Source organism: Acinetobacter sp. DL27 (assembly GCF_055810995.1).
This window is the reverse complement of the sequence record NZ_CM147947.1, coordinates 892,471-915,346: the sequence shown is the minus strand read 5'-3', so window position 1 is coordinate 915,346 and position 22,876 is coordinate 892,471. Positions and strand designations below refer to the sequence as shown.

Annotated in this window: 19 protein-coding genes; 6 read left to right on the top strand and 13 right to left on the bottom strand. The window is 41.0% G+C overall.

Annotated elements, in window-relative coordinates; translation table 11 throughout:
• Positions 1 to 176 precede the first annotated feature (176 nt).
• Entirely contained in the window at positions 177 to 1,109 is a 933-nt protein-coding gene (locus AC0KVP_RS04390) for an IS5 family transposase (protein ID WP_473339245.1), read from the bottom strand.
• Positions 1,110 to 1,456: 347 nt separating this feature from the next.
• Between AC0KVP_RS04390 and AC0KVP_RS04385 the strand changes: the two genes are divergently transcribed.
• Complete coding sequence (locus AC0KVP_RS04385) at positions 1,457 to 1,897, top strand: universal stress protein (RefSeq protein WP_473339242.1); 441 nt, start codon at positions 1,457 to 1,459, stop codon at positions 1,895 to 1,897.
• Positions 1,898 to 1,940: 43 nt separating this feature from the next.
• Here AC0KVP_RS04385 and AC0KVP_RS04380 read toward each other — a convergent pair whose 3' ends face one another.
• Together AC0KVP_RS04380 and AC0KVP_RS04375 are read right to left on the bottom strand one after the other, a co-directional pair.
• Positions 1,941 to 2,264, bottom strand: coding sequence for an MGMT family protein (locus tag AC0KVP_RS04380; protein ID WP_473339240.1), 324 nt, complete (start codon positions 2,262 to 2,264; stop codon positions 1,941 to 1,943).
• A 114-nt stretch (positions 2,265 to 2,378) separates the two neighbouring features.
• Positions 2,379 to 3,878, bottom strand: a complete 1,500-nt coding sequence (locus tag AC0KVP_RS04375; protein WP_004695584.1) for a cation:proton antiporter — start codon at positions 3,876 to 3,878, stop codon at positions 2,379 to 2,381.
• Between the two features lie 223 nt (positions 3,879 to 4,101).
• Between AC0KVP_RS04375 and AC0KVP_RS04370 the strand changes: the two genes are divergently transcribed.
• Positions 4,102 to 4,659 carry a hypothetical protein gene (locus AC0KVP_RS04370; protein WP_473339236.1) on the top strand — a complete coding sequence of 186 codons (558 nt, stop codon included), beginning with the start codon at positions 4,102 to 4,104 and terminating at the stop codon, positions 4,657 to 4,659.
• A 51-nt stretch (positions 4,660 to 4,710) separates the two neighbouring features.
• Here the strand turns inward: AC0KVP_RS04370 and ypfJ are convergent, their stop codons facing one another.
• Together ypfJ and AC0KVP_RS04360 are read right to left on the bottom strand one after the other, a co-directional pair.
• Positions 4,711 to 5,616: a KPN_02809 family neutral zinc metallopeptidase gene (ypfJ, locus tag AC0KVP_RS04365; protein WP_004695581.1), complete on the bottom strand. Its 906-nt coding sequence runs from the start codon at positions 5,614 to 5,616 to the stop codon at positions 4,711 to 4,713.
• A 41-nt stretch (positions 5,617 to 5,657) separates the two neighbouring features.
• Entirely contained in the window at positions 5,658 to 6,584 is a 927-nt protein-coding gene (locus tag AC0KVP_RS04360; protein ID WP_473339234.1) for a DUF808 domain-containing protein, read from the bottom strand.
• A gap of 197 nt (positions 6,585 to 6,781) precedes the next feature.
• Between AC0KVP_RS04360 and trpS the strand changes: the two genes are divergently transcribed.
• The 3 genes from trpS to AC0KVP_RS04345 all read left to right on the top strand — a co-directional run bounded on the left by trpS (position 6,782) and on the right by AC0KVP_RS04345 (position 10,663).
• Positions 6,782 to 7,795: a tryptophan--tRNA ligase gene (trpS, locus tag AC0KVP_RS04355; RefSeq protein ID WP_473339231.1), complete on the top strand. Its 1,014-nt coding sequence runs from the start codon at positions 6,782 to 6,784 to the stop codon at positions 7,793 to 7,795.
• A gap of 459 nt (positions 7,796 to 8,254) precedes the next feature.
• A complete protein-coding gene (locus AC0KVP_RS04350; RefSeq protein WP_473339229.1) occupies positions 8,255 to 8,902 on the top strand; it encodes a YqiJ family protein in 648 nt (215 codons plus the stop codon).
• A gap of 45 nt (positions 8,903 to 8,947) precedes the next feature.
• Positions 8,948 to 10,663 (top strand): flotillin family protein, encoded by a 1,716-nt coding sequence (locus AC0KVP_RS04345; protein ID WP_473339226.1) that lies wholly within the window; start codon positions 8,948 to 8,950, stop codon positions 10,661 to 10,663.
• A gap of 296 nt (positions 10,664 to 10,959) precedes the next feature.
• On the opposite strand, the gene AC0KVP_RS04340 is transcribed toward AC0KVP_RS04345, so the two are convergent.
• Positions 10,960 to 11,334 (bottom strand): hypothetical protein, encoded by a 375-nt coding sequence (locus AC0KVP_RS04340; RefSeq protein WP_473339223.1) that lies wholly within the window; start codon positions 11,332 to 11,334, stop codon positions 10,960 to 10,962.
• A gap of 434 nt (positions 11,335 to 11,768) precedes the next feature.
• Here AC0KVP_RS04340 and pgaB (AC0KVP_RS04335) point away from each other — a divergent pair, with 434 nt between their 5' ends.
• The gene (gene pgaB, locus AC0KVP_RS04335) at positions 11,769 to 12,929 is read left to right on the top strand and encodes a poly-beta-1,6-N-acetyl-D-glucosamine N-deacetylase PgaB (protein WP_473339220.1); all 1,161 of its coding nucleotides are present in this window, start codon (positions 11,769 to 11,771) and stop codon (positions 12,927 to 12,929) included.
• Here pgaB (AC0KVP_RS04335) and pgaD read toward each other — a convergent pair.
• The 7 genes from pgaD to lpdA form a co-directional block, all read right to left on the bottom strand.
• Entirely contained in the window at positions 12,826 to 13,386 is a 561-nt protein-coding gene (pgaD, locus tag AC0KVP_RS04330) for a poly-beta-1,6-N-acetyl-D-glucosamine biosynthesis protein PgaD (protein WP_473339218.1), read from the bottom strand. The genes pgaB (AC0KVP_RS04335) and pgaD overlap by 104 nt on opposite strands.
• Positions 13,373 to 14,647, bottom strand: coding sequence for a poly-beta-1,6-N-acetyl-D-glucosamine synthase (gene pgaC, locus AC0KVP_RS04325; RefSeq protein WP_473339216.1), 1,275 nt, complete (start codon positions 14,645 to 14,647; stop codon positions 13,373 to 13,375). Before pgaC ends, pgaD begins: the two co-directional genes overlap by 14 nt.
• Complete coding sequence (gene pgaB, locus AC0KVP_RS04320; RefSeq protein WP_473339214.1) at positions 14,647 to 16,482, bottom strand: poly-beta-1,6-N-acetyl-D-glucosamine N-deacetylase PgaB; 1,836 nt, start codon at positions 16,480 to 16,482, stop codon at positions 14,647 to 14,649. Before pgaB (AC0KVP_RS04320) ends, pgaC begins: the two co-directional genes overlap by 1 nt.
• Positions 16,482 to 18,938, bottom strand: a complete 2,457-nt coding sequence (gene pgaA, locus AC0KVP_RS04315; protein ID WP_473339212.1) for a poly-beta-1,6 N-acetyl-D-glucosamine export porin PgaA — start codon at positions 18,936 to 18,938, stop codon at positions 16,482 to 16,484. Before pgaA ends, pgaB (AC0KVP_RS04320) begins: the two co-directional genes overlap by 1 nt.
• A 215-nt stretch (positions 18,939 to 19,153) precedes the next feature.
• A complete protein-coding gene (gene sucD, locus AC0KVP_RS04310; RefSeq protein ID WP_473339211.1) occupies positions 19,154 to 20,044 on the bottom strand; it encodes a succinate--CoA ligase subunit alpha in 891 nt (296 codons plus the stop codon).
• Positions 20,045 to 20,055: 11 nt separating this feature from the next.
• Positions 20,056 to 21,222, bottom strand: a complete 1,167-nt coding sequence (gene sucC / locus AC0KVP_RS04305; RefSeq protein ID WP_005400414.1) for an ADP-forming succinate--CoA ligase subunit beta — start codon at positions 21,220 to 21,222, stop codon at positions 20,056 to 20,058.
• Positions 21,223 to 21,394: 172 nt separating this feature from the next.
• Complete coding sequence (gene lpdA / locus AC0KVP_RS04300) at positions 21,395 to 22,828, bottom strand: dihydrolipoyl dehydrogenase (protein WP_473339209.1); 1,434 nt, start codon at positions 22,826 to 22,828, stop codon at positions 21,395 to 21,397.
• Positions 22,829 to 22,876 lie beyond the last annotated feature (48 nt).

Sequence of the window (22,876 nt, the reverse complement as noted above, 5' to 3'; positions counted from 1 at the left end):
TAGAAACTTTTCTTAAAATTGAACTTAAATGAAATTCAGGCTCCGTACTACTTTTAGCCTTCTCGTAGCCTGTAAGCAACTGATTTATAAATGTATCCTTAATATTCAGATTATAGTTCAAAATGGATTTGTTGCACAAAGATTTAAAAATTAAGATTTCTCATATCTACTCAAATTTAAGTGACAACTCGGGTATGTGGTCTGCCTAAGTCTGTAAATTTATTTAATACTGCCACACGTGCATGAATCTCATTGACTTGGCTTTGAAAATTTCTCGCACTGAGTTTATCCCCCAATAATTTGATGCAATGCATCTTGGTTTCAACCAAACTTCGCCGATGATAGCCTGACCATTTTTTCCATAGTATCCTGCCTAAGCATTTAACAGTACGAAGTAATTCATTTCGCTCTAGCGAGCTGGTCTTTGTATCTTTCCATGGCTTCGCATTTTTTCTTGGTGGAATCACCGCATGCGCTTGCCGGTCTGCAATGACCTGACGGCATTGCTTGGTGTCATAAGCTCCATCGGTATATACGGAATCTATCTGCTCATCTTGGGGAATCTGATCGAGTAAATGACCAAGCACCTGTGAATCACTCACATTGTTGGTTGTGAGCTGAACTGCCCATATTTGCAGGGTTTCAGCATCGATACCAATATGAAGTTTGCGCCATTGGCGACGATATTCAGGTTGGTGTTTCTTTCGTTTCCATTCACCTTCACCTAGAAACTTTAAGCCAGTAGAGTCGACAAGTAGATGTAGTCCATCACTACTTTTTTGATAGTTAATCGTAATATCAATACGTTGTTGTCGTCTACAAATTGTAGTGTAATCTGGAGCTATCCAATTTAACCCACAAAGATGGATGAGACTTTGAACAAAGCCAGTGACCATACGTAAAGACAATCGAAAGAGAGATTTAATCATTAGGCAGCATTGGATAGCTGCGTCGGAGTAAGTTTGATTTCGTCCTTGTTTGCCTTTTGATGGGGCATACCATTGCGTAGTAGGATCAAACCAAATGGTAATATTTCCACGATTAATGAGTGCTCGGTTATATGAAGACCAATTGGTTGTACGATAAATTTTAGGTGTAGGCTTATTCATTTGAAAATTATATTGTGGAATAAGCCTTTAACGATAGGTTTGTGCAACAAAGCCTTTATAAAGTAGTAAGCCATTCATAAATATAAGCTATTTTTTATACAAAGCCTATGTTTCTTAAACGCTACATTTACATTCAACTTTAGTGTTAAATTGATTATTATTCACACGCTTTTGTGCTAATTTAGAAGTGAGAAATTAGCATTTCATATGCAAATATCCATATGAATTTACTAGGTTTTATTCTTTAAAAAACACAGCTAATATCTAGGTATAAGCTGTATTTAACCCGTGATACATTAGAACAGAAATCTGCACGTATAATCAGTTGATAATAAGGAGAAACAACCATGGCATACCAAAACATTTTAGTCCCTGTAGACGGTTCAGAAACTTCATATGCAGCAGTTACGCAAGCGGCTGAACTTGCTAAAGCATTTGGCGGAAAAATTACAGTCGTTCAAGTACTTGCACTTGACCCTTACATTGCTGCTGAATACATTTCTGCAACTCAAACCAATGACTTAATTGAACGTGCGCGTGCTTCAGTTTTGAAAACACTTGAGGAAGCAGCGGCTAAATTTAGCGATCTGGGCATTCCTGTTGAGGCAAAACTACTGGAAGGTCAGGTGGTACACCGTGAAGTTATCAGAGAAGCTGAAACATCTAAAGCAGACCTGATTGTGATCGGCTCTCATGGTCGTACAGGTTTAAAACGTTTATTCCTAGGCAGTGTTGCACAAAGTGTTTTAGGTGAAGCGCACATTCCTGTTTTAGTTGTGCGTCAGTAATACATCAAATGCTCTACTTCCACGGAGGTAGAGCATTTCTATTTTAAATATCCCACTGAAACTCTTTCATTTTTACTTTTCCCCCAACCACTAAAATACCTTCCGCCAGAAGTAACTGTGCTTGAATGTTCTGTCCCTGATCATTCAGTCTACTTAGGCTAATTTTCCCTTGTGAGTTGATTACCCGATACCAAGGCAAACTACTGTCTGCATCCATATGTTTTAGCACGTAGCCTACTAAACGCGAATGTTTGGGAATACCTGCTAAACGGGCAATTTGTCCATAACTGGCTACCCGCCCATAAGGAATCTGAGCGATCACCTGAAAAATCATCGGGGCTAGTTCTTTGACTATCGATTCTGCCATTTCAAATGTGTCCTGTTTTAATCACTCCATAATGGCATCATTATTTGATTCAAATAAACCCTATCATTCATTCTAAAAAGCCCCAATACAGGGGCTTCTTGATTGAGCAAATCATTAAAAGTTATCAGGACTTTCCAGACGTTTCACTTCCTGAACTCGCTCAGGGTTATGCACCGCAGCAATGCCATCATCTGCTTTAACATCAATCAATGCTTCAGGTTGATAGACTATAATGGTTTCATAGCCCTGTGCATCTTCACCAATAATGTACTTAAAGCCTTTACGGTTCATTTTATTACACAGACGTTGATACCAACCTTTAAAACCTGTCTTTTCTTCATTCGGGTTGTAGTAGAACGCATTCATTACAGCAGGTAATCCTAGGCCACAGACCATACCTGAAAGCAGCACGGCAATAAAAGTATAACCAATCAGAATACTGCTGTATTCGCTCAGCTCAGGTACGTTAGCTACCGCTAAGATCAGTGCTAAGGAGATCCCTCCACGCACTCCCCCCCATGACAAAATCGCCAAACTTCCGTTATAACTTTTCTTACGGAAAGAGGGAAAAAAGGCAAAAGATAAATAGTTCGCTGCAAAACGTGAAGCATGCAGAATAATAAACGCGACGATGCCGCCAAAAATTAGACTAAAGCTGAGATCTAAAATAAACAGCTCCAAACCAATTAAGGTGAATAAGAACGAGTTAATAATCCCTTCAACCGTATGCCAAAAATGGTTTACTTCACGTATTTCGCGTTCTTGTAAAATTTCTTTCCATTTGTTCCCTACAATCAAACCACCGATGACGCATGCAATCGGTGCTGAAGCATGGGCAAACAGTGCAACCAAGTACGAACCGCAGGCCAAAAGTGCTGTGGTTAAAATGAGAGACTCCATTTCGTGCTTACCACGTAGTAGTCGCAAGATCCCTAAACCAAAGGCCCAACCAATAATGACTGCGACAAAAATTTCATAGAGTAAGGTCTGCAACACACCCATGACGGTAAAGTTTTCACCCTGTAAGACATTTAAAAGCGTCATAAACAAGGCAATACACATAGCATCATTAAACAGTGATTCACCTTCGAGCTTGACCATTAAATGATGCGGTGCGCGTACCGAACTGAGCACGCCTTTGATCCCAATCGGGTCCGTTGCACCCAATGCCGCCCCCAACAGCAAAAGCACCAATAAATCGACATGCTGTCCAATGATGAACTGATAACCATAGAGCACCACCCCAAAGAACACGGCGCACAGCACCAGCGCAATACTGGCTAAAATGCTGATTGGCTTCCAATAACTACGTAAATCTGAGACTTTGAACTTCAGTGCCGATGAGGTCAAAATGAAGCAAATCACGCCATTGATTAAAAAGTCATAAAAATCAATGTGACGAACAGCTTCTTCAATGTTATGAATATTGATGGTAATAAACTGATTACCACTCAGCAGGCTCGCGCCCCACTGTAAAATAAAGACAAAAATGGCGGAAACGATGGGTACGCCAATGGCTTGAGGAAAACCTAAAATACGTTTATTGAAAATAGTCGTTGCAATGGATAATGCAAAAATAACGGTAAAAACTTGTAGAAAAAAATAATTTCCCATTGAACTTCCAAATTGGGCGGTTGGAGAGACGGCGGCTTTCAGTGCTGATGTATGGAATAAAAGTTCATTTCATACACGTTGATGCTTGAAATATTTTAATCATTTTTCACATCAACGCCCGAAAAAAATAATTTTTTTAACATTTCTCCTGATGATGAATTAACATAGCGCATATGCATGTTTTTTATGCGTGAACTTTCCCTTTGGCCAAGTTTGATCTCCTATGCAATTCACTTTTAAAACCATCTTTCGGATGTTCTTCGCACTGATTATTTTCCTGACCACCTTTGCGTTGTTTCTGACCTGCTTTGCAAAAACCAAAGAAATTTTACAGGCCGAGCAAACTTTTGCCTCAGCACAAAGTTTTAAAATGAACTCTCGCCCCGATCAAATACTGGTTCTACTTTCAAACAATAAAGCACCCGATGATCATATTTATTTGCATGTGGCCAATCAGGGTTATATCGCCAAACTCAGCTGTAATCATTATTTAACCGACATTTGTGTGGATGACTACAACGGACAACATACCCGCCAAATTCAGTCGATTGAACTACTCAAAGCGGGGCAGTTTAACTATATTCAGCAAGTCAGTTATCTCGATACACGCACACAAGATGTTAAAACATTACGTTATACGCCTGAGCAAATTCAGCAGTTTTACCGTGCGGATATGAGCAACTTAAAGTATGTGGTGTTTGGGGTGTTGTTATTTGCCTGTATTGCTTTATATGTGAGTGTCCGTATTGCTCGAAACTTTAAGCAGTTCTTAAACCGCTAGAATGAAATGCTTGAAATAAAAAGAGGCGATCAATCGCCTCTTTTTTATAGCTTAAATGGCTTGATTAAAAGTATCGCAACTTTCAACTTGACCCGATTTAAAGCCCGTGCCAAACCATGTCATACGCTGTTGGCTGGTTCCATGGGTAAAGCTATCAGGGACCACCTGCCCTGTTGCCCGCTTTTGTAGGTAATCATCACCAATCTTATGTGCCGCATCCATCGCTTCTTCAACATCGCCTTGCTCTAAGAACTGAGTCCGTTGATTGTTATGATGCGCCCATACCCCCGCTAAACAATCAGCCTGTAACTCTTGGCGCACCGATAAAGCATTACCTTGAGCTTTTGAGCCCTGTGCACGAGCCTTTTGCACTTGTTCAGAAATACCTAAAATGGTCTGAATATGATGTCCAACCTCATGTGCCACCACATAAGCCTGCGCAAAATCACCCGCTTGATCTTGGCGCGCCAACTCCGTTTGGTTTTGTTCACCACCAATCCCCATTTGAGTCCGCATGTCTTTAAAGAAAGCGGTGTCGATATACACCTTCTGATCTGCTGGACAGTAAAACGGCCCCATTGCAGACTGAGCAGTACCACAACCCGAATTGATCACCCCTGAAAACATCACCAACTTCGGTGGAACATATTGTTGTCCCAATTGCTGTTGGAAAATTTGACTCCATGTGTCTTCAGTATCGGCCAGTACCGTACCGACAAAGTCCATCGCTTCCTGCTGATCAGGCGTTGGGTTATCCAAACCTTGGGTTTCTGCCGCTCCAGTTTGTGCGGTCACTTGTTTAGTGGCTTGGTAGGCTTGCTGCGGATCGACTCCTAGAAATTTCCATGCCACAAAGGCCACGATCAGCCCTAAAATACTGATGCCACCTGCCTTGACACCGCCGCCACCGCGACGATCCTCGACATTGCTACTGACACGACGTCCCTTCCAACGCATAGCACTCTTCCTTCTTCTAATTCATGCTTACCCAATCCAGTTTATGCCTTTTTTGAGCTCGGCCAAACTTTTTTAATCAAGCTCACGATAGCCAATACAATCAAACCAGCCACAAAACCGATTACTAAATTAATCAGTGTTGGGGTTAATGCTCCAATGATGCTGCCCACGGTTGGAATATGTTCAGCATAATCCACTGAACCTTCAGTGAAATGATGAAATAAAGGCACGCCGTGAGAAATAATGCCACCACCCACTAAAAACATCGCGATAGTACCCACGATGGTTAAGGTCTTCATCAGCTTTGGTGCAAAAGCCAATAAACCACGCCCAATACTTTGCTTAAATGAAGAGGCTTGCTGAGTCAGATACAGCCCTAAATCATCAATTTTGACAATCATCGCCACAAAACCATACACACCGACAGTCATTAAAATAGCAATTACAGACAACACCATAACTTTGGTTGAAAAAGTTGCTGCCGCTACAGTCCCCAGTGAAATCACCACAATTTCTGCCGACAAAATAAAGTCGGTACGAATCGCGCCTTTGACCTTATCCTTCTCAAAAGTCGCCATATCCGTTTCAATCGCAGCTAATTCTTGGCTGGCTTCCTCTTCGGTTTTGGCTTTTTTGTGATGCAAACTATGCAGGACTTTTTCTACCCCTTCATAGCATAGAAATAAACCACCAATCATCAGCAGTGGCGTGATCAGCCACGGCGCAACCACACTAATCAACAGCGCTGCAGGGACTAAAATCAATTTATTAACAAAAGAGCCTTTGGCCACAGCCCAAACCACAGGCAGCTCACGGTCAGTACGAACCCCACTCACCTGTTGTGCATTGAGTGCTAAGTCATCCCCCAAAACACCCGCCGTTTTTTTTGCCGCCATTTTACTCATGACCGCAACGTCATCTAATATCGTGGCAATATCATCTAGTAATATTAATAAGCTACTCGCCATTTATTTTTATCCATCTTGAGAATTTTGACATTTTAATCTGTGATCTAAGCTTTTGAATATTTGTTTTTTGAAATTTAACTGATTTTATAATTTTTTCACTGCAGTTTTTTTAAGACTGACATTGAAAAAGATTATGCCGTACAATGTCTGCATTCTTTGAAAATAGCATGTCGCTACGACGACTTTGGAAATAGATAATGAGTAATCAAGACAACCGTCCTGTTATTTTGACAGGCGACCGTCCAACGGGACAACTTCATTTAGGGCACTTTGTCGGATCTTTACGTTCACGTGTGGGTTTGCAGGATTCACACCATCAGCATTTACTATTGGCCGATGCGCAAGCCTTTACTGACAATGCCGATAACTTTGAAAAAGTTCGCCGCAATATTCTTGAAGTTGCCACAGATTACTTAGCTGTCGGGATCGACCCAACCAAAACCACCATTTGCGTGCAGTCGAGCTTACCGGCGCTGAATGAACTCACCATGTTGTATCTCAACTTTGTGACCGTATCTCGTTTAGAACGTAACCCAACCATCAAGTCTGAAATTCAGATGCGTGGTTTTGAACGTGATATTCCAGCTGGTTTCTTATGCTACCCAGTTGCACAAGCCGCAGATATCACCGCATTTAAAGCAACGGTTGTACCTGTGGGTGAAGACCAGATTCCAATGATCGAACAGACCAATGAAATCGTACGCCGCATAAACCGTCAGATTGGTCAGGAATTACTGCCTGAATGTAAAGCTCTGCTTTCCAATATGAGCCGTTTACCCGGCTTTGATGGTAAAGCCAAAATGTCAAAATCTTTGGGCAATACTATTGTGTTGGATGCAACAGATAAAGACATTAAAAAAGCTGTTAATGCGATGTACACCGACCCGAACCACTTGCGTGTTGAAGACCCAGGTCAGGTTGAAGGTAATATCGTATTTACGTATTTAGATGCGTTTGATCCAAACAAAGAAGAAGTTGAAGAACTGAAAGCGCATTACCGCCGTGGCGGTTTGGGCGATGGTACAGTGAAAAAACGTCTTGAAGGTGTATTGAAAGAGCTGATCACGCCAATTCGTGAACGTCGTATGGAACTTGCGAAAGATCCTGATTACATCATGGATATCTTGAAGACAGGTACTGACAAATGTCGTAACATCACGCAACAGACTCTAGATGAAGTTAAATCGGGTTTAGGGGTGTTTCATTTCTAATCCGTTCTTAAACTAAAGCGCATATTTAAGCCTTTCTCACTGAGAAAGGCTTTTTTAATCGTGAAACAAACACAAATAAGCCACATGTATCTCAAAAACTGACATTTAGTGTCGTTTGTTAACCTAAATTTACAGTAATTAACGTGAATACTCATGAAATAAGAGTGCTCAACCCTTATGATGAGTTCATAGCTTAGATTAACCCCTGAGATATAACATTTCTCCTTTTTACCGAAACTGTGTAACAACAGATTCGTGTTCTACGCAATGAATACCCCAATCATTGCGTATTTTTTTGCCTAAAATTTATCAAATGATCATTAAGCTGCACTCACTTTATGTGCCAACAAACTTAGACATTCTATTTTTTGAATGTTATGCTAAAGCTCAATTTCAATACAAATCCTTTTAAAAATTTACACTTAACTGATAACAGCATAAAAATAGAGAACCCTTAGAATGTGGGAATTATTTACTCACCCATCCAATTTAATTTTTAGTATTTGTCTCAGTCTCATGTTTTTATTGGGACTACTTGAATTGATTTTATTGGTGTTCGGCGGCGGCTCACAAGGCCTACTCGACCAATTCCTACCCAATGACCTTGGCAGTAGTACTAAAGACGTCGACATTGCACTAGATGCCGATCAAAGTTGGCTCAATGCCCTGCTGGATTGGTTGTTTATCGGCCGTGTCCCTCTTTTAGTTTGGCTGATTATCTTCCTCACCTTGTATAGCTTAAGTGGCTTTATTCTACAGTCCATTCTTCAAACTTGGACCGGGAGCTATTGGAGTGCATGGATCATGGCACCTCTTTGCCTCGTACTTTCGATGCCTATGATTCGTTATAGTGCCATGCTGATTGCTAAAATTTTACCGCAAGATGAAACCACAGCAATTTACAGTGAAGAGCTGATTGGACGAACAGCACTGATTATTTTAGGTGAAGCTAAAGTCAACTCACCTGCTCAAGCACGGGTTCAAGATCAGTTTGGGCAAACACATTATGTACTAGTTGAACCTGAAACAGACCTTCATTTTTCTCAAGGTCAAGAAGTCATCTTGACTCAAAAAACCAAGATTGGCTTTAAAGCCATTTCACTTTAATTCTTTCATTTTGTACTTATAACTTTAAATAAAATCGGGACCCTTATGCTCAGCAACAATTTCTATAACATTCTTATTCTTGCAGGGATTATCTTTGCAGCTCTCGTAATTATCGGCATTATTATTGCTCGTCTGTACCGTCGCTCCAGCAAAGAAATCTCTTTCGTACGTACAGGTTTTGGTGGCGAAAAAGTCATTTTAGGCGGCGGTGCAATTGTACTGCCTGTGTTACATGAAATTATTCCTGTCAACATGAACACACTACGTTTAGAGGTTCGCCGTGCTGATGATCAAGCGCTCATTACCCGTGACCGTATGCGCGTCGATGTCATGGCGGAGTTCTATGTCCGTGTGAAGCCACTAGCAGAATCAATTGCAGTGGCCGCGCAGACTTTGGGACAAAAAACCATGTCTCCAAATGAGTTGAAGAACCTTGTGGAAGGTAAATTTGTCGATTCCTTGCGTGCAGTCGCTGCTGAAATGGCAATGGAAGAGTTGCATGAAAAACGTGTGGACTTCGTGCAAAAAGTACAACAAGTGGTTTCCGAAGACTTACATAAAAATGGTCTAGAACTTGAAACTGTGTCTTTAACAGGTTTAGACCAAACAGGTTTCAAATACTTTAACCCTCAAAATGCATTCGATGCCGAAGGTTTAACTAAGCTGACTGAAACAATTGAAGACCGCCGTCGTAAACGTAATCACATTGAACAAGATGCTGACCTTGCCATTAAGACCAAAAACTTAGAAGCAGAACAAGCACGTCTACAAATCATCCGCGAAGAAGAATACGCCAAACTACAGCAAGAGCGTGAAATTGCAATTCGCCGTGCAGAACAATTGGCTGAAATTGCCTCACAAGAAGCTGAGAAAAAACGTGAAGCAGAAGAAGCACGTATTGCAGCTGAGCGTGAAGTCGAGTTAAAGCGTATTGGTGCAGCACGTGATGTAGAAAGCCAAAATATTCAAAAATCACAAATTATTGAACAAGCGCAGGTTGAGCAAAAGAAAACCATCGAACTGGCAGAACAATCACGTGCCATTGCGATTGCTGAAAAGTCGCGTGAAGAGTCTGAAGCCAAAGCTTCTGCAGACCGTGCCCGTGCTGAAGCCGTTAAAGCTGAAGAAGAAGTGATTACCGTACGTGAAACCCAGCGTGCTGAGCGTCAAAAAGCAGTTGAGTTGGTTGCGGCGAAACAAGCTGCAGAAAAAGATGCGATTGCGATTACCGTTGCAGCTGAAGCAGGCAAACAAGCTGCTGCCGATGATGCCGAAGCAGTTCGTATTGCAGCGGAAGCTCAAGCCGAACAAGCTCGCTTAAAAGCCAAAGGTGAAGCGGATGCCAAAATACTGTTGGCTCAAGCAATGGAAAAACAATACCAAGTCGACGCGGATGGTACACGTGCTGTGAATGAAGCCAACAACGTCTTATCTCCAGAGCAAGTCGAAATGCAAATTCGTCTAGCATTGTTAAAATACTTACCTGAAATCATTCGTGAAAGTGTTAAACCGATGGAAAACATTGATGACATCAAAATTCTACAGGTCAATGGTTTAGGCAATGTCGGTTCAGTAGCATCAGGAGTTGATGGTGCGGAATCTTCTCAAGTTGCTTTGTCTGATCAAGTGGTGAATAGTGCGCTACGCTATCGTACTCAAGCACCACTAATTGATAGCTTGATGAATGAACTGGGAATTCAAGGCGGCGACATCAATGGTTTAACCCAAAGCTTAAAACCGCAAAGCAAAACTCAATATTAGTTAGACCTACAATCAACAAAACGCGACGATCTGTCGCGTTTTTTATCATCAACTTTAATATTCAACTTTCAATAAAATACACATTTAAGCTGTTAAAACGATAAACCTAAGAATTTACTCAGCACAGCAAGCCTATCATCTATTATAAAAATTTAAGTTATTTTAGCTTGGTAAGCCATTCGTCGACCATCAGAAATGCAAAGCAATAATGTAAACATCCTAGACTCTATAATTCAGTGAAAATATTCTAAACTGCAATGGAAATTTTTTTTTATGAATAAACAGAATTAAGCCATTTAGTGCAAACGTACCCAAAAGAAACGGATCAATTGCCCACGATCATAAGGAAAATTTGAAAGGTACTCATATCCAACTTTATTTCGTTTGTTGATTTTAATTTCAATACCATACCCAAATGAAATACTGAGTGCATCCAAGTCTGAACTATGAAACTCCCCTGTCCCCAATTTATGGCTCAAACCATCCGAGTTGTAGGCCGAGTAGTTAAATACACGAATATATTCATTCTCATAAAAATCGTTATTGATCAAGGTATAATCGTTTTCCTCTTCATCATGTTGTGCGGCTAACTGTTGATAATAGTGGAAAATATCATCACTCAAAGACTCAGCCAAGTAGACGTCTTTATTTTCAGCATAAGCGCTATTCATCGCTAGCCCGAACAAGAATAAGCAGCGACAAAACAATAAATGACTAAGCTTCAACATCTGCAATACTATGTCTTCAAAAGAATTATTTTAATTATGAATATAGCATAGTCACCTATTAAAGAACGTGCTCCTCAAGCAGACGAATAGCAATAGCTGTGCTAAACCTCATTGCTGAATAAAAACTTGTCCTTACCTTGAAACTGCTACTTAATACTTAAATAACTGAATGAGGCATTGAAAGTGGCAACGTTAATTTTGACTTAACTCAACACAGAACAATACATAAAAAAATCCAGCCCGCGAACAATTTCGATTACAGTATTCATCCATACTTTATTATTCTCTTAAGCACTATGGCTTATTTTTTGAACAATAAAAAACTGAGCAAACTATTCATTTGCATTTCAAGCTTCGCTTTATTTGCGTGCAGTGCAGTGTCTCAGTCAGCGCCTCTCATTAAAATAAAAAATCATCCGATCGACGCGCTTGTCACTCAATATCAAGCTGAAACTACACTACCGTCTATGGCAACCAAAATTGATCAGATGCGTATCATGCATATTGATTTAGACTATGTCTTCGATCCAGATAAAACCCAACAACAGCAAAACATCCAAGCATTAATTGCACGTATACAACAAATCCAACCGAATACTATTTTTTTACAAGCCTTTGCTGACCCTGATGCTAATGGTTCGGCAGACCAAGTTTATTTTGAAAATCGCCATATCACAACTCGTGATAATTTATTCCCCCAAGTTCTCAGTGCAATCCGAGAGCAAACACAAGTTCGACACGTCTATGCATGGCTTCCGCTGATTGCGTGGGAGTTTCCCAAACAGCAGCACTTACAATATGTAGAGAATAGCCAAAAATCCTCACATGGCTATATTCGTGTTAGTCCCTTTGATCCGAAAAATATAAGTTTGGTTGCAGAGATTTTTAGTGATTTTCTTCAAAAAAATCCAGTCGATGGCATTCTCTATCATGATGATATTACCCTCAGTGACTATGAAGATAATTCTGCCACTGCACAAAAAATATATACTGCATGGGGCTTCAAAGACCTCTCAGTACTACGTAATCCAAATCATCCCCAACAATTTAAATTTGCCCAGTATAAAACCGCTTATCTCGATCAGTTTGCAGCAGGAATCAGTCAGATTTTAAAAAAACAAAAGCCAAATTTACTGACAGCACGCAATATGTATGCGCCAGTGGTACTCAATCCGAAAAGTGAACAATGGTTTAGCCAGTCTCAAGTCAGTACCCTGCATCACTATGACTACAATGCCATCATGGCAATGCCCTATATGGAAGAAAGTTCCAACCATCGTCAGTTTTATTTAGACCTGATTGCTCAGGCAAAAAAATACGACCCAAATTTGGATCGTACTATTTTTGAACTTCAAGCCGTCAACTGGAAAAACAATCGTAAAATTTCCAGCCAAGAACTGGCAGAAACCATGCAGTTATTAAAGCAACACGGCGTCAAGCATTTTGGCTATTATCCAGATGATTTTGTGCAGCAACATCCACATGCATCGACTTTGAAGTCGGTGTTTTCACTGGATCATTCAGATCATACGCCTTAAGGTCACCCTCTTCACTATAGTGCAAAGTAATGTGCTCGGCTTGTTGCAAGCGCTTAATGTCCAGTTCACTGACTTTAAAACTGTTCGCAAGGTCTGCAGCCATGACATTGCTTGGAAACAAGCGCTTTTCGTTATTATGGAAACGATACCAATTATAACTTGCCCAAAGAAACAAACACAAAATCAGAATACTAATAAGCCCAGCCAAATGGATCAAATTCAAAGGCTTTTTAGGCGCAGCTGCTACAACCAATTGCTCATAGGCCAAGTTTCCTTCAAACCACCAAAACAGGAGCGTGAGCAGCGGCAGAAACAGCCACATCCACATCATCCAACCCAATGCCAATAAGCTATAACCTGCCGTTTTATTTCGAACATATTCAGGCCGATCAATATAGGTCGGAATATCCAGCTTTGTATCATCCGTAATGATTTTAAATGCTTCATTCTTTTGCATCGTTTATCTCCCCTCTAAAGCCACGGTCTGGACTCACCCAACGAGCACGCTTTTGCGTTTTCAATAAGGTTTTAGGAACTGAAACAACGGTCGTCATCATGGTTAATAGCCAAAAGAATAATGGATACCAGATGACCCAAAAATAATTTCTTAACATTCGTCCGCGATCATAGCGACTATCGATCATCAGACTAACAAAAAACTGGATTAAACACGTTAGACCTAAGATCACTCCATACCACTGTGGGACAAAGGACTGAATCGCCCATTCACCAGGAAGCGGAAAGAACAATCCATAGAGGTAAAGGAGAATAATAGTAAACATCACATAAGCCCACATTACACTGATTATAGACTCAATTACGACAGGCCACATACGTCTTAAATGCCACTTGAACATTTGTGGGATATAGGCCAATAACACTTCGATCCCACCTTGCGCCCAACGCAAACGCTGTTTCCACAAACCCTTGAAGGTTTCTGGCATATAGATATAGCCTAAAGCATTCGGTACATAGTGCAGATCCCAATGGTCAAATTGCAAACGCCATGACACATCAATATCTTCAGTAATCATATCGTCACGCCAATAACCAATGCGGTCTAAAGCGGTTTTACGAAAGGCAACCAGTACTCCTGAAACGGTAAAAATACGCCCATAGGTGCGCTGCGCACGTTTAATTAAGCCAATAATAGATGAAAACTCACCCACCTGAATTTTGCCTAAAATACTGGAACGGTTAATAATTCTTGGGTTCCCTGTTACTGCACCCACCCGTGGAAAGCGTGTTAAATGATGCATCATCCACAGCACAGCATGCGGATGGAGTAATGCATCTCCATCAATACACACCAAATATTCATGTTGGCTGACCATAGCTCCTGCTCTTAATGCATAAGCCTTGCCTTGATTTTCAGCCAGATGTACCACACGTAAACGTGGATACACTTGTTGTAATTCATCGAGTATTTGAGCCGTTTTATCACTACTTCCATCATTAATCGCAATCACTTCAAAGTCGGGGTATTGCGTTTGCATCGCATATTTGATGGTTTCACGTACCTGCTCCTCTTCATTAAAACAGGGAATCAAAATACTACACGCATGCTCACTCGGCTGAGGAATCTCGTTGTGTTTATATTCACGTTTTAGATAAAACCATATTCCACCTGCAATCCATAACCAAGCCATAAAGAGTGGATATAAGAATGCAAAACCAAAAAAATAATCATTGAAACTTAAATTAGATAACCATTGCATTATTTATTCTCCAAAACTTTTTGAGCAAATGGATCGCGGTAATTCAATGGGCCACTATTTAGGCTCAGCTCTGGGTAGAGATTCTGATGAATCACCTTTGCTTGGTTAAAACTGTAATTATTCACACCTACTTTTTGAATCGCTAAACTTCTTAGTTGTTGATAATCCTTTTTCAGTTGTTTTACTTGTTGTTTTGTTAATTGTGCTGGCACATTAAAGCTGGCAATTAAGTACTGCTGTTCTTTATCATTAAAGGTTTTAAGTTGCTCAACGAAGGCTTTAAAGACCTCGGGTTGCTGAAGAGGATCTAATTCCACATAAAGAAAATCTGCATAGTCTAGAGTATAGTCAAGTAACGGTTTTAAACCTGAAAGTTGAGTTTGATTTAACTTAAGCTTTAATGCCGTCTGGTTGTTAATACTGATGTTAGCGTAATATTCAGCCTGAGCTTTGAGCCGCTCTTTAATTTTAAAAATGCGTTCCACTTGAGCTTCGCACGCGGCATCCCATTTCTGTTGCTGTACCGCACAATCTAACATTGACCCAGTATCCAGCATTAAACCTTCTATAGAAGTGTTGCTTTTCACCAAATCAGCAGTTAAAGCAGTCAAGTCTAGATTTTGCTCGGTCTCTAAACTCAATGGAAGTTCTGCATAAATACGATTATTAATTCGAGTACGAGACTGCCAACTCACTCGGTTCAACATATCTTGCTGCATTTTGAGCTGACGATTTGGGAAATAGGCGACATCGATTTTTCCATCCCCATCACTATCCGACACTGCTTTAAGAATCAGCGTGCTCGTTTTTAGCCCATCAACAGCGTCAAGAAATTGCCCAAGCTTCTGATTAAATTGCTCATTATTAACTGATTGCATTTCAGCCAAATCAAAGCGTAACAAACTCTTACGCTGTTTATAGGGTGCACGTACATCATTTAAAAATTCCAACATTTCCTGATTAATCATTTCAGGAGTTGGATTATCCATAATCAAGGCACGTTGATAAGTTTTCACCGAATCAGCTAACGGCGCCGTACTACCCAAACTAAAAGACATTGGAAAACCAGCTTTGGCAGCCAATTCTTCACTTTCAGTCGTCACCGCACCATAAGGCCAAAAGATGGCTTTACTATTAATACCTAACTCAGTGTCTAAGATTTGCTTCGATTTTTTTAAATCTCCAATCACCCGATTTTGATATTCTGCCTCTGTTTCATAGCGTTTCTGCTTCTCAAGATATTCACGGGTAATTGCAGCAGGTTGCATATTTTGTTGTGGATTGGCCAAAATCCCGCGATGCATATTGTCAGAGTGAGAGACAAATTCAGCATAACCCGATGCCACCATTTCACGCATCTGCGGCCATGTCATTAAGTTACCTTTACCGTACGCTTCATAGGCATCTTTGGTATTGCCATTAATCCAGCTGGTTGGGATCGCAAAAACTGCTGGGATTTTATATTGCTTTAACAGTGGAAAAACACGGTTATAGCTACTCAATGCACCATCATCAAACGTTAAAAGCAGTGCTTTGTTTGGTAATGTTTTTTTACCTTGACGTGCCAACCAAACATCTTCTAAACGAATCGGATGCCATCCTTCGCGCTGAATCCACTCCAAATACTGCGCCAGATTTTTGGTGCTAATCGCATAGAGATCGCGGTCTCCTTGTTTTGCAACATCATCCCGTACATCATGGAAAGTTAAGGTCACAAATTGATTATCTTGTAATTTAATTTGTCTTGGTTTTGGTAATTCCGCATGAGAAAGCAGTGGTACGCTTACTGTACCGACTAAACTCAACGCCATTAAAATATGAGTCAATGTTTTCATTAGAAGCGCCCCTCAAAACCGATGACACCGTAAGTTCGTTCCTCCGAGTCGCCATCATATGGATGTACACCCCAACCAATGCCGTAGTTCAACTTCCATGTTCTCGAGAGTTGCCAGTCATGTTGGTAATAGAAGTTATAAATCGCTTTTGCTGAAAAATCCGTCTGTTTATATGTCCCCACACTGGCTTCAAAGTGCTGGCTAAAATGACGATCATAATTACGCCATGTCATCCAATCATGAGCTAAAGCTACTTCTAAACTATAGTTGGATTCAGGGTTAAAATAATCCGCTTCGATATCATCATTTTTTCCGTAGTAACCACGTAAGGTGGCTTGCGTAATATGATGCGGCGCTTGGAAAATCTGCTGCATAAAATACGCGGCAGCTTCTTGACGCGTATTACCATCATCGATATCGGTCAGCTGATAAGTTGCTCCTGCTTTTCGCGACTCATTTTGTTGCCAATCCACACCAACAGCATAAGATTCACCTTCAAAACCACGATCAAGTGCTTGTAATGGAATATCTGCTTGACTGTTATAACCTAAATGATAGTTCCAGTGATCATTAAGCCAGTGTGACCACTCCAATTCAGCGCCAAAACGGTCACCATCTGTGGCTTGAGATAATGCAATACTGGCATGTTTGCGATTCGACGCCCACTCAAGACCTAGCCCAATACGGCTATCGTCCACTTCACCATCATCAAAATCTGACCAACGGTAATCATGTGTAGCATAAGCACGGTAATTGTCGTAAAACCATGGACTGTTTAGACGTGTTTCATGGTCGCGCTCACGAGAACCTTTTAACTGTCCCAGCAAATCACGACTATCCGATTTACTTCTTGAAATGGTACTTTGGTGTTGAATCGTCGCTCGATTACGGTCATTTAACTCCTTCTGACTGAGCTTTACACCAGTATCCAACGGTGCTCGTTGTTGCAAATCTGCAGTTTGCGCTTTCCATGCTTGGATATTGCCTAGAGCTTGGCTATTTTGCATATGGTTAATACGCGTTGCCTGATCTATTGGCTCTACCCCATTAAGTTGAGATAAATTGCTCTCCGACAGCTCTGGTTTTTCACGCCAACGCTGAATCAGGGCTAAATTATTTTGATAACTAGGATTGTTCGGAGCCTGTGCAAGCAATTGCTCAAAGTATTGTTCAGCTTTCGCATGTTCATTGCGATAAGCATAATTCAATCCTTTTAATGCCAAATATTCAAAGCGATCATCGTGCGTTGCTTTATTTACCCCTTTTGCCTGACTATAAATAAAAGTCGGCAATAAATGATCCATCTGCACAATCAACTGGTCTGCTTGCTTAAATTTTTCCTGTTCAACAAGTGAATAATACAAGCCTGCATAAACATCATAATTAGGATAATTTTTTTCCAACAATAAGCTTCGATAATAAATTTCGGCTTGCTGCGGTTGACGTAAACGCAGATAACTGTCTGCCGCAGCATGACGGACATAGGCAGGCATCTCTAAAATAGGGATATTCACTTTCTGTAATGTCGCCAAGGTTTGTTTGGATGCTTGGCGTGCATTTAGCGCATAACTATAGTCATAAAAAAACTTGCGACGAATTGCTTGATCCTCTGGAAGTTCAGCCTCATAACGCTGCATATCTGCAATGACTTGATCGAGCTTGTTATAGGCCAGCATACCTTGATCACGATAGGTCAACATACGCTGCGACTGAATCGCATTTTGTATACGCTGAGAAAACTCATTGAGTTTTATACTATGCTGTAGATTAGGGCGTGACTTATTGAGTCGATGTGTTTGAATATATTGCTCTGCTTCTGCATAGTCACTATTGACCATCAACGCTAAAACATATTGCTCTTGTATGTCAGGGTTGGTTTCTTGCTTGCTTAATGCATATTTAGCCGTTTCCAGTGCTTCCACAGGCATATTCAAAACACGGTAGGCATACGACATTTGTGCTATGTAGTCTGGACTGAGCTGCTCCTTGTTAACTTGTGCCAGTTTCTGCTTTGCCTGAGCAGATTGACCTGCCTCCGCACTTAACACCCCATCCCATACCAACCATTCCTGCTGTTGGCTCTGTTGATAAAAAGTTTCTGCCCACTTTGCAGCAGATTGAAACTGCTTTAAGTCCCGCTGTCCCTTTACAACACTTAGCCATGCGTAGTTGGGGAAATCCTGAACTTGAATATTCTGTAAATAGCCCAAATCAGCGAGCGTTAGCTTTTGATGTGCTTGTGTACTTACGATGTAATCAGCGATAAGCTTTTGATTTTGTGGTTGTTGATTTAAAAGAGTCCGTAATTGTTCTAGGCCTTGTTCAACCTGCCCCGATCGAATCAGAACAACCCCTTGCTCCCTGAGTTGATCAATATTGTCTGAAGCTTGTAAATGCGTCATGGGTGAAGTACTGGCTAAAATACAAATCGCCCAAATGGATTTTTTATAATTCATATTCATTTCACACTATGCTGGTAAATATCACCACACAATTTAATTATGCTTATTAATTATGTGTCTTTAGATCCAGTATATTTTATCAAATGAATAAAATGTAAACTGTTTTGTAAACAAATTGTGATATAAAGCTCAATTTTTACATGGTGTTATGCCGTATTTTAAGTTTAAAAAAAATCCCCTAAATAGGGGATTTTTCCAAATGTTAAAATTTAAGCGAGACCTTTATCCTTTAAAAGTTGGAACATCGTTGAACCGAGTTCTGCTGGGCTACGCGTGTACGCCATCCCCGCCTTTTCAAATGCTGCAAACTTTTCTTCCGCAGTCCCTTTACCACCAGAAATAATTGCTCCCGCATGCCCCATACGCTTGCCTTTCGGTGCTGTTACACCGGCAATATAACCCACCACAGGTTTAGTCACATGCGATTGAATATATTCAGCTGCTTCTTCTTCAGCAGTACCACCAATCTCACCAATCATGATAATCGCTTCAGTTTGCGGATCTTCTTGGAACAGTTTCAAGCAATCAATTTGGTTCATGCCCGGTATTGGATCACCACCAATACCAATACAGGTCGATTGTCCTAAGCCCAGTTTCGTCGTTTGAGCAACAGCCTCATAAGTCAACGTGCCTGAACGCGAGATAATACCAATTTTACCCGGTTGGTGAATATGACCAGGCATAATCCCGATCTTACATTCACCCGGAGTAATAATACCCGGACAGTTTGGACCAATCAGACGCGTACCATCACCATTGGTTTCAAGATAACGCTTAGCTTTGAGCATGTCTAAAGTTGGCACGCCTTCTGTGATGACCACAATCAGTCCAACACCTGAGTCAACTGCTTCAATAATTGAATCTAATACAAACGGAGCTGGTACATAAATCACAGTCGCATCTGCGCCTGTACCTGTGACTGCATCTTTCATCGTGTTAAATACAGGTAAATCTAAGTGGGTTGTGCCACCTTTACCAGGAGTTACCCCGCCAACGACTTTAGTTCCATAATCTAGTGCTTGTGCTGAGTGGAATGTGCCGTTTTTACCTGTAAAACCTTGTACCAATACTTTGGTGTCTTTATTAATTAATACGCTCATATTGATACTCCTTACGCTTTTACTGCAGCAACAATTTTTTCTGCGGCATCCGACAAGCCATTTGCAGAAATAAGTTTTAAACCTGATTCATCAAGTAATTTGGCACCCAATTCAGCATTGTTCCCTTCTAAACGAACAACCACAGGTACGGTCACATTTACTTCTTGAACCGCTGCAATAATTGCTTCAGCAATCATGTCACAACGTACAATTCCACCGAAGATATTAATCAATACCCCTTGTACAGAGGTATCTGCCAGAATAATTTTAAACGCTTCAATCACACGGTCTTTGGTTGCACCACCGCCGACATCAAGGAAGTTCGCAGGTTGGCCGCCATAGAGTTTAATAATATCCATGGTTGCCATTGCAAGACCTGCTCCATTAACCATACAGCCAATGTTGCCTTCAAGCGCGACATAGTTAAGGTCAAATTCAGATGCTTTTAGCTCACGTTCGTTTTCCTGTGACTTATCACGCAGCGCAGCAATTTCAGGTAAACGATACAGCGCGTTTGAGTCGATTCCTACTTTGGCATCGACACATAGGATGTCACCATTTTCACGCACAGATAGCGGGTTAATCTCAAATAAAGCAAAGTCATTTTCAATGAACGCCTGATACGCAGCAGACATGACTTTCACAAATTGATTCACTTGACCATCTTTAAGATTCAACTTAAATGCAACTTCACGCGCTTGAAATGGCAATAAGCCAACCAAAGGATCGACTTCAACTTTGATAATTTTTTCCGGGGTTTCTTCAGCAACCTTTTCAATTTCGACGCCACCTTCGGTTGAAGCCATAAAGGTCACACGACGGCTTGAGCGATCAACCACTGCACCTAAATACAGTTCACGCTCTACAGGATAAACATCTTCCGCGACAAGTACGCTGTTGACAGGTTGGCCATGACTATCGGTTTGATAGGTAACGAGGTTGGTTCCGATGATGCTTTTTGCATATTCAGCAGCTTCCGTTGCTGACTTTACAACTTTTACGCCACCTGCCTTACCACGACCACCCGCATGTACTTGGGCTTTCATGACAGCAAATTTTCCGCCTATTTGTTCAAAGGCTTTTACTGCTTCTTCTGGAGTGGTGGCAAGTACGCCCTCTTGGACAGGCATACCATATTTTTTTAATAGCGCTTTAGCTTGATATTCATGTAAATTCATCGACTAACCTTTTTATTACTGCTTATTTACTTTTTGTTGAACCGAAGCTGTTTACTATCACAGTCAACATTTTGGATTTTTAAAACTTCTTGTCTTTATTTTTAGATGATTCTTCATGAGAAGACAACACCTGAAACAAAAAAGAGCGACCGTAGTCGCTCTTTTCGTTGTCTTATTTGCGTTTACGCTGAATTGCGTGAATCGCTCGACCATCCACTGCAAGTGCAGCCTCATGAACCACTTCTGAGAATGTTGGGTGACCAAAAGTCATCAACTGTAGATCTTCAACCGAAGATACAAACTCAAGCGCAATCATACCTTGGTGTACGATATCAGACGCAGCAGGTCCAATCACGTGCATACCCAGTAAACGATCTGTTTTTGCATCAGCAACAAACTTCACGAAACCAGCATTTTCACCAGCAGCCATTGCACGGCCGTTTGCAGCGAAACCGAATTGACCCGTTTTCACTTCGTGGCCTTTCTCGATCGCTTGCTGTTCTGTTAAACCGACCCACGCCGCTTCTGGGTGTGTGTAAATCACAGAAATGATGGTGTCATAGTTGACTTGAGCTGCATGACCGTGAATACGTTCAACAGCCATTACGCCTTCTTCCATTGCTTTATGCGCAAGCATTGGACCACGAACTAAGTCACCAATTGCATATACGCCTTCAACAGACGTTGCACACCAATCGTTCACTTCAACTAAACCACGTTCGGTGAGTTTGATGCCGCAATCATCAGCCAATAGACCTTCAGCGTATGCACGACGACCTACACAAACGATCAACTTGTCGAAAGTTTGAGTTTTGTCTTCGCCGCCTTGAGTATATTTAACAGTCACTTCAGAACCGTTAACTTCTGTGCCAGCAACTTTAGCGCCAACACGAATATCAAGACCTTGTTTCGTCAAAAGTTTTTGGTAGTCTTTTGCCAATGCTTTATCGGCCATTGGTAAGAATGCATCCATCGCTTCAAATACAACAACTTCCGCACCTAGACGACGCCATACTGAACCAAGCTCAAGACCTATTACGCCTGCACCAATCACACCTAAACGCTTAGGTACTTCTTGGAATTCTAGTGCGCCAGTTGAGTCAACAATGATGTTCTGATCCACTGGTGCTGATGGAATGTTAATTGGCACAGAACCTGTCGCAAGAATCACATACTTAGGCTCTAAAACTTGAGTTTCACCTTCGTGAGATACAAATTCTACTTTTTTACCTGCAAGTAATTTACCTGTACCTTTTAACCACTCGATACCGTTACCTTTTAGAAGGCCATCAATACCCATGGTAAGTTGGTCAACAATTTTGTCTTTACGAGCAAGGAGTTTAGACAAATCAAAGTTCACATCACCTGTTGTAATACCGTGATCAGCTAAGTGATGCACTGTATCTTCATAACGATGTGAAGAGTCAAGTAATGCTTTAGACGGAATACAACCTACGTTTAAGCAAGTACCACCCAAAGATGGTTTACCTTTGTGAATACGTTTTTCAATACAAGCAACTTTAAAACCAAGCTGCGCTGCACGAATTGCTGCTTCGTAACCACCTGGGCCACCGCCAATTACAACAAGATCAAATTGTTGAGACATTTTTATCTCCAAAAATGGGCTTAGAGGATCGCTCTAAGCCCATGTTTT

Excerpts from the sequence above, each read along its gene's own strand:
- AC0KVP_RS04390 (WP_473339245.1), bottom strand. The coding sequence starts at position 1,109 with ATGAATAAGCCTACACCTAAAATTTATCGTACAACCAATTGGTCTTCA.
- AC0KVP_RS04385 (WP_473339242.1), top strand. The coding sequence starts at position 1,457 with ATGGCATACCAAAACATTTTAGTCCCTGTAGACGGTTCAGAAACTTCA.
- AC0KVP_RS04380 (WP_473339240.1), bottom strand. The coding sequence starts at position 2,264 with ATGGCAGAATCGATAGTCAAAGAACTAGCCCCGATGATTTTTCAGGTG.
- AC0KVP_RS04375 (WP_004695584.1), bottom strand. The coding sequence starts at position 3,878 with ATGGGAAATTATTTTTTTCTACAAGTTTTTACCGTTATTTTTGCATTA.
- AC0KVP_RS04370 (WP_473339236.1), top strand. The coding sequence starts at position 4,102 with ATGCAATTCACTTTTAAAACCATCTTTCGGATGTTCTTCGCACTGATT.
- ypfJ (WP_004695581.1), bottom strand. The coding sequence starts at position 5,616 with ATGCGTTGGAAGGGACGTCGTGTCAGTAGCAATGTCGAGGATCGTCGC.
- AC0KVP_RS04360 (WP_473339234.1), bottom strand. The coding sequence starts at position 6,584 with ATGGCGAGTAGCTTATTAATATTACTAGATGATATTGCCACGATATTA.
- trpS (WP_473339231.1), top strand. The coding sequence starts at position 6,782 with ATGAGTAATCAAGACAACCGTCCTGTTATTTTGACAGGCGACCGTCCA.
- AC0KVP_RS04350 (WP_473339229.1), top strand. The coding sequence starts at position 8,255 with ATGTGGGAATTATTTACTCACCCATCCAATTTAATTTTTAGTATTTGT.
- AC0KVP_RS04345 (WP_473339226.1), top strand. The coding sequence starts at position 8,948 with ATGCTCAGCAACAATTTCTATAACATTCTTATTCTTGCAGGGATTATC.
- AC0KVP_RS04340 (WP_473339223.1), bottom strand. The coding sequence starts at position 11,334 with ATGAATAGCGCTTATGCTGAAAATAAAGACGTCTACTTGGCTGAGTCT.
- pgaD (WP_473339218.1), bottom strand. The coding sequence starts at position 13,386 with ATGCAAAAGAATGAAGCATTTAAAATCATTACGGATGATACAAAGCTG.
- pgaC (WP_473339216.1), bottom strand. The coding sequence starts at position 14,647 with ATGCAATGGTTATCTAATTTAAGTTTCAATGATTATTTTTTTGGTTTT.
- pgaB (WP_473339214.1), bottom strand. The coding sequence starts at position 16,482 with ATGAAAACATTGACTCATATTTTAATGGCGTTGAGTTTAGTCGGTACA.
- pgaA (WP_473339212.1), bottom strand. The coding sequence starts at position 18,938 with ATGAATTATAAAAAATCCATTTGGGCGATTTGTATTTTAGCCAGTACT.
- sucD (WP_473339211.1), bottom strand. The coding sequence starts at position 20,044 with ATGAGCGTATTAATTAATAAAGACACCAAAGTATTGGTACAAGGTTTT.
- sucC (WP_005400414.1), bottom strand. The coding sequence starts at position 21,222 with ATGAATTTACATGAATATCAAGCTAAAGCGCTATTAAAAAAATATGGT.
- lpdA (WP_473339209.1), bottom strand. The coding sequence starts at position 22,828 with ATGTCTCAACAATTTGATCTTGTTGTAATTGGCGGTGGCCCAGGTGGT.